The organism is Candidatus Palauibacter sp., from assembly GCF_965237495.1.
Taxonomy (GTDB): domain Bacteria; phylum Gemmatimonadota; class Gemmatimonadetes; order Palauibacterales; family Palauibacteraceae; genus Palauibacter.
The window spans coordinates 3,926,009-3,942,671 of record NZ_OZ250143.1 but is presented as its reverse complement, the minus strand read 5'-3'; the positions used below and the strand labels follow the sequence as shown (position 1 = coordinate 3,942,671).

14 protein-coding genes are annotated in these 16,663 nt (G+C 70.1%); 11 read left to right on the top strand and 3 right to left on the bottom strand.

The window, feature by feature from the left end; all coding sequences use genetic code 11:
* The first annotated feature begins 26 nt into the window (after positions 1 to 26).
* From ACPXY0_RS17300 to ACPXY0_RS17250, 11 genes are all read left to right on the top strand, one after another.
* Positions 27 to 1,406: an NTP/NDP exchange transporter gene (locus tag ACPXY0_RS17300; protein WP_423926718.1), complete on the top strand. Its 1,380-nt coding sequence runs from the start codon at positions 27 to 29 to the stop codon at positions 1,404 to 1,406.
* Entirely contained in the window at positions 1,399 to 2,235 is an 837-nt protein-coding gene (locus tag ACPXY0_RS17295; RefSeq protein WP_423926716.1) for a glycerophosphodiester phosphodiesterase, read from the top strand. The genes ACPXY0_RS17300 and ACPXY0_RS17295 overlap by 8 nt, the downstream gene beginning before the upstream one ends.
* Positions 2,222 to 3,457, top strand: a complete 1,236-nt coding sequence (gene dinB / locus ACPXY0_RS17290; protein WP_423926714.1) for a DNA polymerase IV — start codon at positions 2,222 to 2,224, stop codon at positions 3,455 to 3,457. Before ACPXY0_RS17295 ends, dinB begins: the two co-directional genes overlap by 14 nt.
* 2 nt (positions 3,458 to 3,459) lie before the next feature.
* Positions 3,460 to 3,918 (top strand): PH domain-containing protein, encoded by a 459-nt coding sequence (locus tag ACPXY0_RS17285; protein WP_423926712.1) that lies wholly within the window; start codon positions 3,460 to 3,462, stop codon positions 3,916 to 3,918.
* 7 nt (positions 3,919 to 3,925) lie between these two features.
* A complete protein-coding gene (locus tag ACPXY0_RS17280; RefSeq protein ID WP_423926710.1) occupies positions 3,926 to 4,513 on the top strand; it encodes an HDIG domain-containing metalloprotein in 588 nt (195 codons plus the stop codon).
* 75 nt (positions 4,514 to 4,588) lie between these two features.
* Positions 4,589 to 4,705, top strand: coding sequence for a methionine/alanine import family NSS transporter small subunit (locus ACPXY0_RS17275; protein ID WP_419943045.1), 117 nt, complete (start codon positions 4,589 to 4,591; stop codon positions 4,703 to 4,705).
* Between the two features lie 6 nt (positions 4,706 to 4,711).
* Entirely contained in the window at positions 4,712 to 5,611 is a 900-nt protein-coding gene (locus tag ACPXY0_RS17270; protein WP_423926708.1) for an energy transducer TonB, read from the top strand.
* A 51-nt stretch (positions 5,612 to 5,662) separates the two neighbouring features.
* Complete coding sequence (gene carB / locus ACPXY0_RS17265; RefSeq protein ID WP_423926706.1) at positions 5,663 to 8,926, top strand: carbamoyl-phosphate synthase large subunit; 3,264 nt, start codon at positions 5,663 to 5,665, stop codon at positions 8,924 to 8,926.
* Positions 8,927 to 9,051: 125 nt separating this feature from the next.
* Positions 9,052 to 10,368 (top strand): argininosuccinate synthase, encoded by a 1,317-nt coding sequence (locus tag ACPXY0_RS17260; protein ID WP_423930731.1) that lies wholly within the window; start codon positions 9,052 to 9,054, stop codon positions 10,366 to 10,368.
* Between the two features lie 21 nt (positions 10,369 to 10,389).
* Complete coding sequence (gene argH / locus ACPXY0_RS17255; RefSeq protein ID WP_423926704.1) at positions 10,390 to 11,889, top strand: argininosuccinate lyase; 1,500 nt, start codon at positions 10,390 to 10,392, stop codon at positions 11,887 to 11,889.
* Between the two features lie 5 nt (positions 11,890 to 11,894).
* Positions 11,895 to 12,353, top strand: a complete 459-nt coding sequence (locus ACPXY0_RS17250; RefSeq protein WP_423926702.1) for an arginine repressor — start codon at positions 11,895 to 11,897, stop codon at positions 12,351 to 12,353.
* Positions 12,354 to 12,384: 31 nt separating this feature from the next.
* On the opposite strand, the gene ACPXY0_RS17245 is transcribed toward ACPXY0_RS17250, so the two are convergent.
* Genes ACPXY0_RS17245 through ACPXY0_RS17235 form a run of 3 tightly spaced genes read right to left on the bottom strand, consistent with a single transcriptional unit; the run spans position 12,385 to position 16,559 of the window.
* Positions 12,385 to 13,578 carry a glycosyltransferase gene (locus ACPXY0_RS17245; RefSeq protein ID WP_423926700.1) on the bottom strand — a complete coding sequence of 398 codons (1,194 nt, stop codon included), beginning with the start codon at positions 13,576 to 13,578 and terminating at the stop codon, positions 12,385 to 12,387.
* A 30-nt stretch (positions 13,579 to 13,608) separates the two neighbouring features.
* Positions 13,609 to 15,153, bottom strand: coding sequence for an amidohydrolase family protein (locus tag ACPXY0_RS17240; protein WP_423926698.1), 1,545 nt, complete (start codon positions 15,151 to 15,153; stop codon positions 13,609 to 13,611).
* Positions 15,150 to 16,559, bottom strand: a complete 1,410-nt coding sequence (locus tag ACPXY0_RS17235; RefSeq protein ID WP_423926696.1) for an FAD-binding oxidoreductase — start codon at positions 16,557 to 16,559, stop codon at positions 15,150 to 15,152. Before ACPXY0_RS17235 ends, ACPXY0_RS17240 begins: the two co-directional genes overlap by 4 nt.
* Positions 16,560 to 16,663: the final 104 nt, after the last annotated feature.

Below are 16,663 nucleotides of genomic sequence, written 5' to 3'. Positions count from 1 at the left end.
TTTGGAACCTAACGGGAGGAGCGAGCGTGGCCAGCTTCACGGAACGGATCCTGAAACGGATCCTGAACATGAGGAGCGGCGAGTTGGGCCTCGCCCTGCTCTCGGCGCTTTTCTTTTTTCTCGTCCTTTGCGGCTACTTCTTCCTCCGACCGGTGCGGGAGGCGATGGGGGTCGCCCGCGGGATGGACGACCTTCGCTGGTTGTTCGCGGTCACCTCCGTGACCTCCCTCGCCGCCGTCCTCGTTTTCGGCGGGGTGGTGGCGCGGACGAACCGGCGCCGCTTCATCCCGGTGGCCTATCTCTTCGTCATCGCGTGTCTGATCGGGTTCGCCACGCTCCTGATCCAGGACGCGAGGGCGGGCGGCGGGTTGATCGGCACCGACGCGGAGACCGGTCTCGCACGCGGCGTGGGGTACACCTTCTACGTCTGGCTCAGCGTCATCAACCTGTTCTCGACCAGCGTGTTCTGGGCCTTCATGGTCGATGTGTTCGACATCTACCAGGGGAAGAGGATGTTCCCCTTCATCGGGATCGGCGGCACCCTCGGGGCGCTCGCCGGGGGGCGCGGCGCGAGCCTCATCAGCGGCCTCACCGAGAGTCCGTACCTGCCCGCCGGCCTCATGCTCATCGGCGCGGCCTGCTTCGCGCTGGCGATCGCCACCATGCTGATCCTCGACAAGAGGGCCGGCCGATCCGACCTCTCACCGCTGGAGGCGGTCGGGCCGGCGGCGAGCGGGGGTCCGAGCGCGGAAAGCGGTAGACGCGGCGGCTCGAACGCCCGGATCGGGGGCGGGGCCCTGGAAGGGGTGCGGGCCGTGGCCACGTCGCCGTACCTGCTGGGAGTCGGCCTCTGGGTCGTGTTCATGGCCGTGTCGAACACGTTGATCTACTTCACCCAGGCGAACGTCATCCTCGAATCGACGGATACGTTCAGCCAGCGGGTCGGGAGTTTCGCCGACTTCGACTCGCTGGCGCAGGTCGCGACCCTGCTGACGCAGATCTTCGTCACGACGCACCTGATCCGGAAGCTGGGCGTCGGGTGGACGCTCGCCATCCTGCCGCTCGTCACGGTGCTCGGTTTCGTGGTGCTGGCGGCGTGGCCCGTGTACGGCGTGATGCTGATCTTCCAGGCCGTCCACCGCGCGACGCGTTACGCCATCTCGCGCCCCTCCCGGGAAACGCTGTTCTCGGTCGTGGCGCCCGCGGAGAAGTACAAGGCGAAGCCGATCGTCGATGTCTTCCTGTACCGGGGCGGCGACCTCGCCGGAGCCGGCATCGACAGTCTGTTCGCGATACTCGGCCTGGGACTGGCATGGGTGGCGATGTCGACCGCGCCGCTCGCCGGCATGTGGATCGCGCTCTCGATCGGGCTCGGGCGGGCGCAGGCGCGGCGGGTGGATGCCTGACCCCCCGGCGCCGGTCCTGCCCGACGACCTGTTCGGTCCCGGGTCCCCGCTACGGGTCATCGGCCACCGGGGCGCCGCGGCGTTCGCCCCCGAGAACACGCTCCCTTCCTTCGAACACGCGGTCCACGTCGGGGCCGACGCGGTGGAACTCGACCTCCACCGGAGCGCGGACGGGCACCTCATGGTCATCCACGACCCGAACCTCCCTCGCACCACCGATGGGACCGGGCCGGTGGAAGAGCGCACGCTGGACGAACTGCGCGCCTTCGACGCCGGGTACCGCTTCACCACGGATCACGGGAAGACGTTCCCCTTCCGCGGAAAGGGGGTCCGGATCCCCACCTTCGAGGAGGTGCTCGAGGCGCTGGGCGACCTGCCGGTCGTGGCCGAGATCAAGTCCGCGGCGGCGGGACACGCGCTGGGGGACTGGCTGCGCCGGCATCCGGGGCGGGAGCGGATCCTGGTCGGCGGATTCGAGCGCGAGGAGGTGGAACCGGCGAGCCGGGAGGCGCGCTGGCGCTGCGCGTATCAGGACGAACTCCGGGCGTACGTGCTCCTCGGCAAGCTCGGCCTGAGCCGCTGGTTCGCGCCGGCCGCGTGCGACGCAGCCATGCTTCCGGAGCGGCAGGGCGCGATCCGCATCGTCACGCCGCGCTTCGTGCGGCGGGCGCACGCGGACGGCATGGGCGTCTTCGTGTGGACCGTGAACCACCCCGACGACATGCGGCGCCTCCTCGCGTGGGGCGTGGACGGGCTCGTGAGCGATGCGCCCGGGCGGGCGCGCCGGATCCTGGACGAGATCGAGGGGGGGGGAGATGCCGCAGCCTGAGCCGCGGACGCGCACCGTCCTCCACGTCGACATGGACGCCTTCTACGCGGCGGTCGAGATCCGCGAGGACCCGTCGCTACGCGGGAAGCCCGTCGTCATCGGCTCGGACCCGAGGAACGGCACGGGGCGCGGGGTCGTCTCGACGGCCAACTACGAGGCGCGGCGCTACGGCGTCCACTCGGCGCTCCCGATCTCGCAGGCGTGGCGCCGCTGCCCGCGGGCGGCGTACATCCGCCCCCGGATCGGGTTCTACGCGGAGATCTCGGCCCGGATCTTCGACATCTTCCGCTCCTTCACCGACCAGGTCGAGACGCTGTCTCTCGACGAGGCCTTCCTCGACGTCACGGCCAGCCGCCGGCTGTTCGGGGACGGCCCCGAGATCGCCGCCCGCATCAAGCGGCGCGTCGCCCGCGAGGAGCGGCTTACCGCATCGGTCGGCGTGGCGGCGAGCAAGTACGTCGCGAAGGTGGCGAGCGATCTGGAGAAGCCGGACGGCCTCGTGGTGGTGCCGGCGGGCACCGAACGCGAGTTCCTCGCGCCCCTCGAGGTGTCGCGGCTGTGGGGCGCGGGCCCGAAGATCCAGGCGCGGCTGGCCGGGCTCGGGCTCGAGACGATCGGGAAGGTGGCCCGCCTGGACCCGGCCGCCCTCGAGGCGTCGCTCGGCCCCAGGCTGGGCCGCCGTCTCCACGACCTCGCCAACGGACGCGACGCGCGGCGGGTCAACCCCGCCGCCGGCCGGAAGTCGCACGGGAAGGAAGTCACCTTTCCGGAGGACGTGTCGGACCGGGACCGCGTCGAGAACACCCTGTTGGGGCTGTGCGAGGGCGTCGCACGGGGGCTCAGGAGATACGGAATCGCCGGGCGCACCATCCACCTGAAGCTCCGCTGGGACGGCTTCGAGACGCACACGCGGCAGCGCACACTCGAGCGGCCGGCCGACACGACGGAGACCATCTGGCCCGTCGCCCGATCGCTGTTTCGCGAGGCCGACGACCCCCGGCGGCGGGTGCGGCTCATCGGCGTGAGCCTGTCCGGCTTCAACCAGCCGGCGGCCGAACAACTCGCGCTCCTCGATGAGGAAGGCGGCGCCCCCGCCGCTCCGGCCGGCGGCGAGCGCCCCGAACGCCGCCTGGCCGAGACGATGGACACGCTCACCGAGCGCTTCGGCCGCGATGCCCTGAAGCGGGCCGCGCTCCTCGACTCCCAACCGAGAGGTTCGTAGCCATGCAGACCTTTCCGATCCCGCCGGCCTCGGGCCGGGGCATCATCTGGTTCTTCATCATCATCATCGTCCTCCTCATCGGCGTGACCCTCATGCTGGGGTGGGCGGCCTGGTCCACCCGCCACAGCCGAGCGGAGGTCTCTCCCGACGGCCTGAAGCTGGTGGGGGATCTATGGGGACGGACGATCCCCCTGGACCACCTCGAACTCGACGACGCGCGGATCGTCGACCTCCGCGGCGAACCCGATCTCGTGCCGCGCCGGCGGACGGCGGGGACGGCGCTCGGAGGCTATTCCTCCGGCTGGTTCCGGCTCCGCAACGGGGAGAAATCCCTCCTCTACCTCACGGACCGGCGGAGGGTGGTGTACATTCCCACCCGCGACGGGTACTCGCTCCTCCTCAGCCAGAGCGACCCCGGCCGCTTCCTCGAGGCGCTGCTGGAGGCAACCGGAGGACGGTGAACCACCAATGATCCCGACGCGGGACGAAGCGCTGGCGCTCGTCCACGAATACACCGAGAGTCCCGGGCTTCGCCGCCACATGCTCGCCGTGGAGGCGGCCATGCGCGCCTACGCGCGGAAGTACGGGGAGGACGAGGAGCGCTGGGGCATCGCCGGGCTTCTGCACGACTTCGACTACGAGCGCTGGCCCAACAACGACCACGCGCCCGACTCGGGACATCCCTCCAGCGGCGTCGCCATCCTCCGGGACATGGGGGTGGACGAGGACATCCTCGACACGATCCTGGCGCACGCGGACTACACGAGCGTCGAGGCGACAACCCTGATGTCGAAGACGCTCCGGGCCGTGGACGAACTCACCGGCTTCATCACGGCCTGCGCGCTCGTCCGGCCGACCCGGCTCGAGGGGATGAAGACGCGCTCGGTGCGAAGGAAGATGAAGGACAAGGCGTTCGCCGCCGCCGTCAGTCGCGAGGAGATGACGGAGAACTGCGGCGAACTGGGCGAGGACATGGGTGAGCACATCGCCTTCGTCATCGCCGCCATGCAGCTTGTAGCCGAAGATCTCGGCCTGAACGGCCCCGTCACCGGCTGAACGGCCCCGTCACCGGCTGAACCGCCGACGGCTGAACGACGTGGGGCCGTCCGCCCGCTAAGGAGGTGAGCGACCATGACCACGACGACGATAATCATGATGATCGTCATCCTCGGATTCGTCTGGGGGGGACTCGCCTTCCTCGCGTCGATCGCCTGGCGGAGGGAAGGCGCGAAGCGAAAGCAGCCGTAGCGGCACATGCCGGGACCCGTGAACCCCGCGAACCGGGCGAGGCGCCGGGGTCCCCGCGTTCTCGCGGTGATCCTGGCGACGCCGGCGATCGCGTCCTGCTTCCTCCCGCGCATGATGCAGCCGCCCGAACCCGCGCCGGCGCCGCCCGCGGAAGCTCTCCCGCCGCGCAGCGAGGTGGAGCCGGACGAAGGGTTCGTCTCCCCGGAGACCGCCGCCATCATCGACTCGATAGAAGCCGCCGTCGCGGACTCGATCGAGGGGGGCGGGCGGGACTCGGTCACCGCCGTATCACGCGAGGCCGGGGCCGCGGCGCGACGTGATTCGATGCTGGCCGCCGCACGGCGGATCTCGCGCTCGGTCGCCGCACGACGCGACTCGCTCGCCGCCGCCGCCGGAAGGCGTGACTCGGCTACCGCGGCCGCGGCGGCGCTGAGAGAATCGACGACCGCCGGCCGGCGGGACTCCCTCGCCACTGCCACCCGTGGCGACTCCCTGGCCACCGCCCAGCGTGACTCGACCGCGGCCGCCGCCCTGCGTGATTCCGCGGCAGGGCCCGATGCGGAGACGGAACTGGAGCAGCTCCGGGCGTCGGGTCCCACTTACATCTCCTACGACGAGGGTCCCCGCCTCGTATGGGACACCGAGGCCGAGGCGCTGCTCGCCACCACCCTTCTCCCGGTGATCCGCACAGAGGACCTCGACGCGGGCACGGCGGCCAACCTCTGGCTCCTGGTCCGGGCCGATGGGCGCGTCGACGCCATCGTGGTCCAGACCTCGTCCGACAACTCCGCGTTCGACGCGGCGGCGGAGCGGGCCGCCGGCGCCCTGATCTTCGCTCCCGCCCTCCGTGACGGACGTGCGGTCCCACTCTGGATCCTGCGAGAGATTTCGCTCCTCATGAGGTAGCCCCGCCGGGGGGCTGCGATCTCCCATTTGAGCGTATAGCTTGCGCGCCCGATGCCACGCCGCGACGACATCTCCTCGATTCTCCTCATAGGCTCCGGACCGATCGTGATCGGGCAGGCCTGCGAGTTCGACTACTCCGGGACGCAGGCCTGTCGCGCGCTTCGGGAGGAGGGATATCGGGTCATCCTCGTGAACTCGAATCCCGCCACGATCATGACGGACCCGGACATCGCCGACGCGACCTACATCGAGCCGCTCACGGCCGACTGGGTGCGGCGGGTGATCGAGGTCGAGAAACCCGACGCGCTCCTCCCGACCATGGGTGGCCAGACCGCGCTCAACGTGGCGCTCGAACTCGCGGAACTGGGGGTGCTGGACGAGCACGGCGTGGAGCTGATCGGCGCCGACGTGCGCGCGATTCAGCTCGCCGAGGACCGGGAGCAGTTCTCCGAGGCCATGACGCGGATCGGACTCGAGCTGCCGGCGGGCGGCTTGGCGCGCTCGCTCGACGAGGCGCTGGCGCTGGTCGAGGAGACCGGCTTCCCCGCCATCATCCGTCCCTCCTTCACCCTCGGGGGGACGGGCGGGAGCACCGCCTACAACCGGGAGGAGTTCGAGGACCTCGTCCGCTCCGGTATCCGGGCGTCGCCGATCGGAGAGGTGCTCATCGACCGCAGCGTCATCGGCTGGAAGGAATTCGAGCTGGAGGTGATGCGGGACCGGGCGGACAACGTCGTCATCGTGTGTTCGATCGAAAACTTCGACCCCATGGGCGTCCACACCGGAGACTCGATCACGATCGCTCCGGCCCTCACGCTCTCGGACCGCGAGTACCAGGCCATGCGGAACGCGGCGATCGCCTGCATCCGCGAGATCGGGGTCGACGCGGGCGGCTGCAACATCCAGTTCGCCGTTCACCCGACGACGGGGCAGATGCTCGTCATCGAGATGAACCCGCGGGTGTCGCGAAGCTCCGCGCTGGCCTCGAAGGCCACCGGGTTCCCGATCGCGCGGATCGGGGCCAAACTCGCCGTCGGTTACCGGCTCGACGAGATCCCGAACGCGATCACGCAGGTCACGCCCTCCTGCTTCGAGCCGGTGCTCGACTACATCGTGGTCAAGATCCCGCGCTTCGCGTTCGAGAAGTTCCCGCGGGCGGACGCCACGCTGGGCGTGCAGATGAAGGCGGTCGGCGAGGTGATGGCGATCGGCCGGACGTTCCAGCAGGCCTGGCTCAAGGGGTTCCGGGCGCTCGAGAACGACCGGGCGGGGTGGCTGCCCGCCCCGGAGCCGGACGGGGACCGCCTCGAGGACGACCGGACCGACACGGTGCGGGCGGCGATCCGCACCCCGACGCCGGAGCGGCCGTTCCAGCTCTACCGCGGCTTCCAGGCCGGTCTCTCCGTGGCCGAAGTCCACGACATCACGCGGATCGACCCCTGGTTCCTGTCGCAACTCGAGCAACTGGTGCGCGAGGGCGAAGCCTTCGCGGCGGCCGCGGACCTCACCCCGGAAGACCTCGAACGCATGAAGCGCATCGGCTTCGGCGACGCGGAGATGGCGGCGTTGCGCGGCATTCCGGAGGCCGAGGTGCGGGAGGCGCGCAGGGCGGCGGGACTCGTGCCCGTCTACAAGACCGTCGACACCTGCGCGGGCGAGTTCCCGGCCGCCACGCCGTACCTCTATTCGACCTACGAGGAAGAGAACGAATCCGAGCGCTCCGAGCGCCGCAAGATCGTCATCCTCGGCAGCGGTCCGAACCGCATCGGTCAGGGGATCGAGTTCGATTACTGCTGCGTCTCGGCTTCCCTCGCGCTCCGCAAGGAGGGGTTCGAGACGATCATGGTCAACTCGAACCCCGAGACGGTCTCCACCGACTTCGACATCTCCGACAAGCTCTACTTCGAGCCGCTCACGGTGGAGGACGTACTCGCGATCGTCGAGCAGGAGAAGCCCGAGGGCGTCATCGTCCAGTTCGGGGGTCAGACGCCGCTCAACGTGGCCCGCAAACTGGAGCAGCTAGGCGTCCCCATCCTCGGGACGAGCGTCGAATCGATCGACCGCACGGAAGACCGGCGCCGCTTCGACGAGTTGTGCCGCGAGCTGGGCGTGCCGATGCCGCCGGGCGGGACCGCGACCAGCATCGACGAAGCGCTGAAGATCGCGGACAAGATCGGGTATCCGGTCCTCGTCCGGCCCAGCTACGTGCTGGGCGGCCGGGCGATGGAGATCGTGTACGACCCGACCTCGCTGCGGGAGTACTTCGTCCGCGCCGTACAGGCCTCGCCGGAGCACCCGGTGCTCCTGGACCGGTTCCTCGAAGACGCGTTCGAGGCGGATGTCGACGCCGTGTGCGACGGGGAGACGGTCGTCATCGGCGGAATCATGCAGCACATCGAGGACGCGGGCGTCCATTCGGGCGACTCCGCCTGCGTGCTGCCCCCCTACCTGCTGCGGGATGTCGACATGGAGGCCATGCGGCGTTTCACGCGCGCCTTCGCGCTCGCACTCGATGTCCGGGGACTCATCAACGTCCAGTTCGCGGTCCACCGGAAGACGGTCTACGTGCTCGAGGTCAACCCGCGGGCGAGCCGGACCGTGCCCTTCGTGAGCAAGGCGACGGGGGTTCCGCTGGCCCGGGTGGCCGCCCGCGTCCTCGCGGGGGTGAAGCTCGCGGACCTCGGCCTCGGGGATGAACTCGTGCCGCACCAGGTCTCGGTGAAGGAGGCCGTGCTCCCCTTCGACAAGATCCCCGACGCGGACACGGTGCTCGGGCCGGAGATGCGCTCCACCGGGGAGGTCATGGGGTACGCGGACAGCTTCGGGATGGCGTTCGCCAAGTCCCAGATCTCGGCCTATCAGGGGCTGCCGACCGAGGGGGCCGTCGCGATCACGGTGCACGACGAGGACAAGCCGAACATGGTGCCGATCGCGCGGCGCTTCCACGAACTCGGCTTCGACATCCTCGCAACGGAGGGCACGGCGAAGTACCTCCGGACGCGGGGCGTGCCGTGCAGACGGATCCTCAAGGTGCACGAGGGGCGGCCCAACCTCCTCGACCGCATCGTCTCCGGCGAGGTGCAACTGCTCCTGAACACGCCGCTCGGCAAGCACGCGCTGCATGACGACTACATGATCCGACGGGCGGCCGTGTCCCGCCGCGTGCCGTACACGACGACGCTCTCCGCCGCATCGGCAGCCTCCGACGCCATCATCGCGCTTCGACACCGCCGCCACACCGTCCGCAGCCTCCAGGACCGCGACGCAGGGGACGAGGGGGAAGAAGGACTCGGCCGAGCCACCGGTTCCGCCTGACACACCGCCGGAGAGGCCTCCGCTCGTTCGGGCGGGGACGCCCTGTTGCATTTTTATTCATTCCATTGTATGTAATTCCGCCGGCCTGGAAGGGAACGGTGGATCAGAAGATCGGGATCGAGCGAATGAAGAAGGCAGACGTGAAGCGGGTCGCACTGGCGTACTCGGGCGGCCTCGACACCTCGGTGATGATGACGTGGCTGAGGGAGAACTACGGCTGCGAGGTCGTGGCGGCCATCGTGGATGTGGGCCAGAAGGAGGACTTCGCGGCGATCCGCGACAAGGCGCTCTCGACGGGCGCGATCGCGTGCCGCGTGGTGGATCTCCGCGAGCGGTTCCTGACCGAGTGCGCCTTGCCGGCGCTCAAGGCGGGGGCCGTGTACGAGGGCCGCTACCTGCTCGGGACATCGCTGGCCCGGCCGGTGATCGCGGCGGCGCAGGTCGAGGTCGCGCGGGAGTTCGACTGTGACGCCGTGGCGCACGGTTGCACCGGGAAGGGCAACGACCAGGTCCGCTTCGAACTCGCCTACCAGGCGCTGGCCCCCGATCTGACCGTCATTGCACCGTGGCGCGAGTGGGAGATCACGTCGCGGGAGGACGCCTTCGCCTACGCCGCGGAGCGCAACATCCCCGTGCCGGGCAGTCCGAGGAAGCTGTACAGCATCGACCGCAATCTGTGGCACACGTCCTTCGAGGGCGGCATCCTCGAGGACCCGGGCGCGGCGGCGCCGGACGACCTGCGCGAGCTGACGGTGGCCCCGACCGAGGCGCCGGATACGCCGGAAGATGTCGTCATCACCTTCCGGCGGGGGGTTCCCGTCGGGGTGGACGGCGTACGGTTCGATCCGGTGGACCTGGTGGGTCGCCTCAACGAGCGGGCCGGAGCCCACGGCGTGGGGCGCGTCGACCTCGTGGAGAACCGGCTCGTGGGGATGAAGAGCCGCGGGGTGTACGAGACGCCGGCCGGGACGGTCCTGCTGGCGGCGCTCGCGGACCTGGAATCGATCACGCTCGACCGCGACACGGCGGGCTTCAAGCGAAGCGTGGGCGACCGGTACGCGGAGCTGGTCTACCAGGGCCTGTGGTTCTCGCCGCTACGCGGCGCCTTCGACGCGTTCCTCGATCAGGCGCACGAGACGTCGACCGGCGACGTGACCATGCGGCTCTTCAAGGGGCAGGCGACAGCGGTCGCGCGCACGTCTCCGTTCTCGCTGTACCGGGAAGATCTCGCCACGTTCGAGGAGGACTCGGTCTACGACCAGGCGGACGCGGGCGGGTTCGTCCGGCTATGGGGACTGCCCTCGAGCCTGGCCGCGCGAGTCCGGGCCCAGGCTTCCGTCGACGCCGGCATCGCCGGCGACATCGCCTCCGGGTTGGGGGCTCACGCCCCGGCGACCCCGCCGAAGCGAGCCGGCCGACCGCTGGCATCCGTTCGAAGCTAGAAAGCCCTGGGTAACCGGCCCGTGGCGTCCGACGTAGACGGACCCGACACGGGGACGCCCGGCGACGTTCTCTGGAGCGGGCGCTTCGATGGCCCGCTCCATCCGGTGATTCACGAGTTCACCGGCTCGCTGCACTTCGACCGCCGGCTGGTCCGGCACGACCTCCTCGCCAGTCTTGCGCACGCGCGGATGCTGCGGGAGACGGGGATCCTGGACGAGGAGGACAGCGACCTCATCCTGTCCGGGCTGTCCCGGATGCTGACGGAGGTGGAGACCGGACGGCTCGAGGTCGAGGGGCCCGACGAGGACGTGCACAGCTGGATCGAGCGCACGCTCGTCGAGCGCGTGGGCGAGGCCGGCAAGCGGCTCCACACGGCGCGGAGCCGGAACGACCAGACGGCAGTCGCCCTGCGGCTCTACGTGCGCGAGCGCCTCGAGGACCTCCTCGCCGGAGTGGCCGGGATGCAGCGCGTGCTGACCGGGCAGGCGGCCGCGTACCGGAAGACCTTCCTACCCGGCTACACCCACCTGCAGCGGGGCCAGCCGGTCAGCCTCGCACACCACCTGCTGGCCCATGTGGTCGCGCTGCGCTCCGATGCGGAGCGGCTCAAGGCCGCGCACGACTCGGCGGGGGTATCGCCCCTCGGGGCGGGGGCGCTGGCGGGCTCCTCGTTCCCCATCGACCCGGCGCGCTGCGCGGCCCTCCTGGGATTCGACCGCACCTTCGCGAACAGCATGCACATCGTGGGCGACCGCGACTACGTGCTCGACGCGGCCTACGCGTGCGCGGTGCTCCTCGTGCATCTGTCCCGCTGGGCGGACGAGATCGTCCTCTGGTCCACGCGGGAGTTCGGCTTCATCGAACTGGACGACTCGGTGTCGCAGGGCAGCAGCAGCATGCCGCAGAAGAAGAACCCGGAGGCGGCGGAGATCCTGCGCGGCAAGTCGGCGCGCGCGATCGGCAACGTGACGGCGCTGCTCGCGCTCGTGAAGGGGCTTCCGCTCACCTTCAACAGCGACTTTCAGGAAGACAAGGAGCGGCTCTTCGACTCGCTCGACACCGCGGACTGGTCGCTCGCGGCCGCCATCGCGATCGCCCGCGGGGTGGTGTACCGGACGGATGCGATGGAGGCGGCGCTGGCCGGCGGCATGCTGACGGCGACCGAGCTCGCGGACCACCTCGTCCGACGCGGCGTTCCGTTCCGCACCGCGCACCACCAGGTGGGCGAGGCGGTGCGGATCGCCGAGGGGGCGGGCGTGGAGCTGTGGGATCTGGACCTCGAGACGCTGCGGGCGTGCTGCCCCATGGCGGGGGATGACGTGCACGAGGTGTTGCGCCCGGCAGCCGCGGTCACCGCGCACGACTCGCCGGGCGGGCCGGCGCCCGGTCGCGTGCTGGAGCAGCTCCAGACCGCCGACCGGGAAGTGGCGGAACTGGAGCGCTGGCTCGATGACCGCCCGGACCCGCCCATCCGCCGCGCCTATCTCGAGGAGCGGCTGCTGGACGAGGTGCTGGGATGAGGCCCATGCTCCGTAGAGCGCGTGAGCGCGCGATCCTGCGCATCATCGACGAACGGCCGATCCAGACCCAGACCGAACTCGTGGGGGCCCTCGCGCGCGAGGGCGTTTCGACGACCCAGGCTACGCTGTCGCGGGACATTCAGCGCCTCGGAATCGTGAAGCTGCCCGGAGCCGCCGGGCCGCGATACACCCGTCCCGGGCCCGAGAGTGCGCCGCCGAACCCCCGGCGCGTGCTGGAGACGGCCCTGAGCGAGTTCGCGCTGGAGATCGGCCCGGGCGACGCGCTGCTCGCGATTCGCACGCTGAGCGGCTGCGCCAACGCGGTCGCGGTCGCGATCGACGAGTCCGGCATCGATGGCGTCGTCGCGACGGTCGCCGGAGATGATTCGATCCTCGTGCTGTGCCGGGATGCCGAAGTCCGGTCCCGACTTACGTCCGAGCTGAGGTCGCTGGCCGGTCTCTGACGGCGACGGGCCGGGCCGCCGCTGAGCGGCGCTACGCCTTCCGGCGCCCTCTTCCTGGCCGAATCCGCGCCGCGCGCAGTTCCGACAGAGGGACCGGAGGCCCTCCCCACCCGACCCCACGCACCATGGTGAGAATCGTGGAGCGCAACAGCGCGTACATCACGACCACGATGGCGAGCGGAAGGAGGAGGCCGGTCCACCAGGGGTAGGCGTCATCCCTTAAGACGGTCAACGCCGGCACCCAGCTGATGAGCAGGGAGGCAGCGAAGACGGCCGCGGGCGGGATCTCACCGGCTGCCAGCAGCAGCGGTGCCAGTACGATGGGAGCGACCGCAAGCCACAACAGCACGGCGCTGGCGGCCAACGTCTCCAATAGACGGTAGTTCCGCACGGCGAAGAGGTTCTTCTCGGTCCCCCTGACGAGACCGCGGAGGGAATCATGCCAGGGGCACGCGATCATCCGCTCGCCGTTGAGGAAGTCCGATCGCATCCCCGACAGCTTCATGAGCTGACCCATCCTGAGATCCTCGTCAGGCCGGAGAGCGACGCTTCGGTGGCCTCCGATGGCGCGGTAGGACTCGGCGCGCATGAGCGTACAGGCGCCTACGCCCATGAAGGCCGAACTCCGAGGATCGCGGACCTGCCAGAGACGCAGCGTTGCGGAGACGCAGAGGCGGACGGCGATCATGCAGGCTTGAAGCATCGTGCCGCTCACCGCGATTCGAGGGCCCGCGCTGAGATGGTCGAGGCGTTCGCGGATGAGGTGCCGCACACCAAGCGCCACGGCGTCCGGCGCGAAGCGGACGTCGCCATCGGTGAAGAGCAGAAGCTCTCCCACAGCCGCATCCGCACCCCGTTGGGCGGCGTGGTTCTTACCGAACCAGCCGGCGGGAAGTTCCTTCACTTCGAGCACCGAGAGCCGGGCGTCCTCGCCGGCCAATCGTCCGGCGATCGCGCCGGTGCGGTCCGCGGAGCGGTCGTTGACGAAGATGACCTCTAAGTCCGGGTAGCGGAGGGCGAGCAGTGACCGGAGCGCCGGCTCCACCGACCGTTCCTCGTTCCTGGCCGCCACGATCACGGAGAGACGGGGAGGCGGGGGCTCGTCCGCGCGGGACGGCTCCACGTCGTCGAGCCTGGGCACCTTGAGCTCGCTGTAGATGACGGTCAGCGCGACGCCCACCCACAGGACGAGCGTGACGGCTGCGAGCGCGAGGGGAAACGTCACCGCGGGGACGAGATTCGGGAGAGCCGGGCGCTACCGGGTGCCGCTGGTGATCGGCTGGCCCGGGTAGACGCCGGGCACGATCTCCCCGTCCCGGACCACCGCGGTCCCCTCGACGAGGACGTACATCACCCCCACCGAGGGCGCCGCCGGATCCGCGTACGTCGAGCGGTCGATGATGGTCTCCGGATCGAACACAGTGAGGTCCGCGTCCGCACCCACCTGCACCCTGCCCTTCCGCGCCATGACCGGCGCGAACCCCTCGACTCGCTGCGCGGGCAGGATGGTCATTTTCGCGAGCGCGTCCATGAGGCTCAGCGCCCCCCGCTCGCGGACGTAGTGTCCGAGGACCCGCGAGTAGGTCCCGGCCCCACGCGGATGGATCGCGGCGTAGAGGTACGGGATCCCGTCGCTCGCCACGATGACGTCGGGCTGCGCGACGATCCACTCGTTCGTCTCCTCGTTCCTCCCATGGATCACGACCCAGCCGCCCTGCTCCCGGTAGCGCTGGAAGCTCTCGGCGTTGAGGCGCTCCGGCGTCCCGGACCACTGCAGGCGGCTGTATTCCTCATCGGTCAGACCCTCCCAGGAGTCGAACAGGGCCGATTCGATCCGCGTCGATCCCGCCGTGTAGGGGTAGGACTCCGTCGTGATGTCGATCCCGCGCTCGCGGGCCCCGCGGATCATCTCCAGCGTCGTGCGCGCCAACTCGTCCGCGCTCGAGTTCATGTGGACGATGTGAAGCGAGGCTCCCGTCGCGAGCGCGTTCGCGATCACCTCCTGGAACGCTCCCAGCGTGCCGCCGGAGTTCTCGCCGCGGATGTGGACGTAGGCCGGGGCCCCCTGCGCGGCCGCGAGCTGGAAGGCGCGGTAGATCTCCGTCCGTGACGCACCCGGCGTGTACGTGATGCCGAACCCGATCCCGAGTCCGCCCTCCTCCAGGCCGGAGGCCATGAGCCCGTTGAGTTCGAGGAGCTGGTCGTCGTCGAGCGCCCCGTAGACCGCCTCGGACTCGAAGGCGCTGGCTTCCCCCGGCGGCGTCATCGTCGAGTGGCCCACGTCCACGCCCGTGATCAGCTTCACGCGCGCGCCCGGGTGGCTCACGGTCGCTCCGAAGTGGATGGGCGCCGTCCCTTCGCGTGAGGCGACCCACTCGGCCACCGGATACACGCCGATCTCCATCTCGAGCGCCGTGGTCACGCCATCGAGCGCCTGCAGCTTCGCGCTCACGGTGTCCTGTCCGTGCGCGTGCAGGTCGACGAACCCGGGCGCCACCACGAGCCCGGCCGCCTCGATCGTGTCCCGGCCCGAGACGCCCCCCTCCGCGACGGCCGTGATCCGTCCGTTGGAGACCGCGACATCGCGCACGGCGTCCAGCCGCGTCTCCGGGTCCATGACCCGGCCGCCGAGGATGACGAGGTCCGCGACCTCTCCCGCCCCCACCGCCTGTTCCCCGCTCTCGGGGGAAGCGCATGCCGCGAAAGCGAGGGTCACCAGCCACGCGGTCACCAGCCCCCACGCCGTCCGCCGGCCACCCTCCGTTCGCCGGCCACGCCCGACGCCGCTGTCGATCGTCATGCGACCACCTTTCCCGGGTTCATGAGGCCCTTCGGGTCGAGCGCCTGCTTGATGGAGCCCATGACGTCGACCGCCTCGCCATGCTGCGCCCTCAGGTACGGGATCTTGCCGAAACCGACCCCGTGTTCGCCGGTACACGTCCCGCCGACCGCGATCGCATGCTCGATCATGCGCGTGTTCACCCGCTTCGCCCGGGCCATCTCCTCGGCGTCGTCCGGGTCGATGATGAACAGGACGTGGAAGTTTCCGTCCCCCGCGTGCGCGACGATCGGCGCCAGCAGGCCCTCGGCGTCGATGTCCTCGCGGGTTTTGAGCAGACAATCTGCGAGTGACGAGATCGGGACGCAGACATCCGTCGCCCACCCGCGGGAACCGGGCCGCAGCGCGAGCGAGGCGTAGTAGGCCTCGTGCCGCGCCGCCCACAGCCGCGACCGCTCCTCGGCCCGCGTGGCCCAGGCGAAGTCCGTCCCGCCCAGTTCCTTCGCGATCAGGCCGACCTCGGAGGACTGCTCCTCGACCCCGGCCGCCGTCCCGTGGAACTCGAAGAAGAGCGTGGGACGAACCGGATAGTCGAAGTCCGAGTAACGGTTCACGGCGTCCATCTGCACGTCGTCGAGCAGTTCCGCGCGGGCCACCGGCACGCCGCTCTGAATCGTGTAGATCACGGCGTCCACCGCATCGGCCAGCGTAGGGAAGGAGCACACCGCCGACGCGATCGCCTCCGGAATCCCGTGCAGCCGGAGCAAGACCTCGGTGATGATGCCGAGCGTCCCCTCGGAGCCCAGGAAGAGCCGCGTGAGGTCGTAGCCCGCCGATGACTTCCGCGCCCGCCCGCCCGTCCGGATCACCGTCCCGTCCGCGAGCACGACGGTCAGTCCGAGCACGTTCTCGCGCATCGCGCCGTAGCGAACGGTGGTCGTCCCCGAGGCGCCCGTCGCCGCCATGCCGCCCAGGCTGGCGTCCGCGCCCGGATCGATGGGGAAGAAGAGACCCGTCCCCTTGAGCTGATGCTCCAGCCCCTTCCGCGTCATCCCCGCCTCGACGCGACAGTCCATGTCCTCGGGGTTGAGTTCCACCAGGCGCGTCAGCCCGCTCGTCGCGATCGTCACCCCGCCGCGCAGCGCGGCCACATGCCCCTCCAGCGAGGTCCCGGCCCCGAACCCGATGACGGGGACGTCGTGGTCGTGGCAGGCGCGCACGATCCCCGACACCTCGGCGGTCGTCTCCGGGAAGGTCACCGCGTCGGGCGGCTGGTTGGCGTGGAACGACTCGCCCTCGCCGTGCTGGCGGCGCATCGCTTCGCCGGTCGTGAACCGGTCGCCGAGCAGCCGTTCGAGTTCGCGCTCGAGCGACGCGGGGAGCGCCGTCTCCATCGTCTGCGTAGCCGTCCGGGTAACTGTGCTCATGCCGGACGTTGCCCGCCGACCCCATCGTTCGTCAAACGCGGCCGCTCAGGCGCCCGGGCCGCGTCCCTTGACCCGCACCCTCGCGGCGCGGACTTTGGCCGCAT

What these genes read in the sequence shown, in the direction of transcription:
- ACPXY0_RS17240 (WP_423926698.1), bottom strand. Translation starts at nt 15,153, where the DNA reads ATGACGATCGACAGCGGCGTCGGGCGTGGCCGGCGAACGGAGGGTGGC.
- carB (WP_423926706.1), top strand. Translation starts at nt 5,663, where the DNA reads ATGCCACGCCGCGACGACATCTCCTCGATTCTCCTCATAGGCTCCGGA.
- ACPXY0_RS17260 (WP_423930731.1), top strand. Translation starts at nt 9,052, where the DNA reads ATGAAGAAGGCAGACGTGAAGCGGGTCGCACTGGCGTACTCGGGCGGC.
- ACPXY0_RS17250 (WP_423926702.1), top strand. Translation starts at nt 11,895, where the DNA reads ATGCTCCGTAGAGCGCGTGAGCGCGCGATCCTGCGCATCATCGACGAA.
- ACPXY0_RS17235 (WP_423926696.1), bottom strand. Translation starts at nt 16,559, where the DNA reads ATGAGCACAGTTACCCGGACGGCTACGCAGACGATGGAGACGGCGCTC.
- dinB (WP_423926714.1), top strand. Translation starts at nt 2,222, where the DNA reads ATGCCGCAGCCTGAGCCGCGGACGCGCACCGTCCTCCACGTCGACATG.
- ACPXY0_RS17270 (WP_423926708.1), top strand. Translation starts at nt 4,712, where the DNA reads ATGCCGGGACCCGTGAACCCCGCGAACCGGGCGAGGCGCCGGGGTCCC.
- ACPXY0_RS17275 (WP_419943045.1), top strand. Translation starts at nt 4,589, where the DNA reads ATGACCACGACGACGATAATCATGATGATCGTCATCCTCGGATTCGTC.
- ACPXY0_RS17280 (WP_423926710.1), top strand. Translation starts at nt 3,926, where the DNA reads ATGATCCCGACGCGGGACGAAGCGCTGGCGCTCGTCCACGAATACACC.
- ACPXY0_RS17295 (WP_423926716.1), top strand. Translation starts at nt 1,399, where the DNA reads ATGCCTGACCCCCCGGCGCCGGTCCTGCCCGACGACCTGTTCGGTCCC.
- ACPXY0_RS17285 (WP_423926712.1), top strand. Translation starts at nt 3,460, where the DNA reads ATGCAGACCTTTCCGATCCCGCCGGCCTCGGGCCGGGGCATCATCTGG.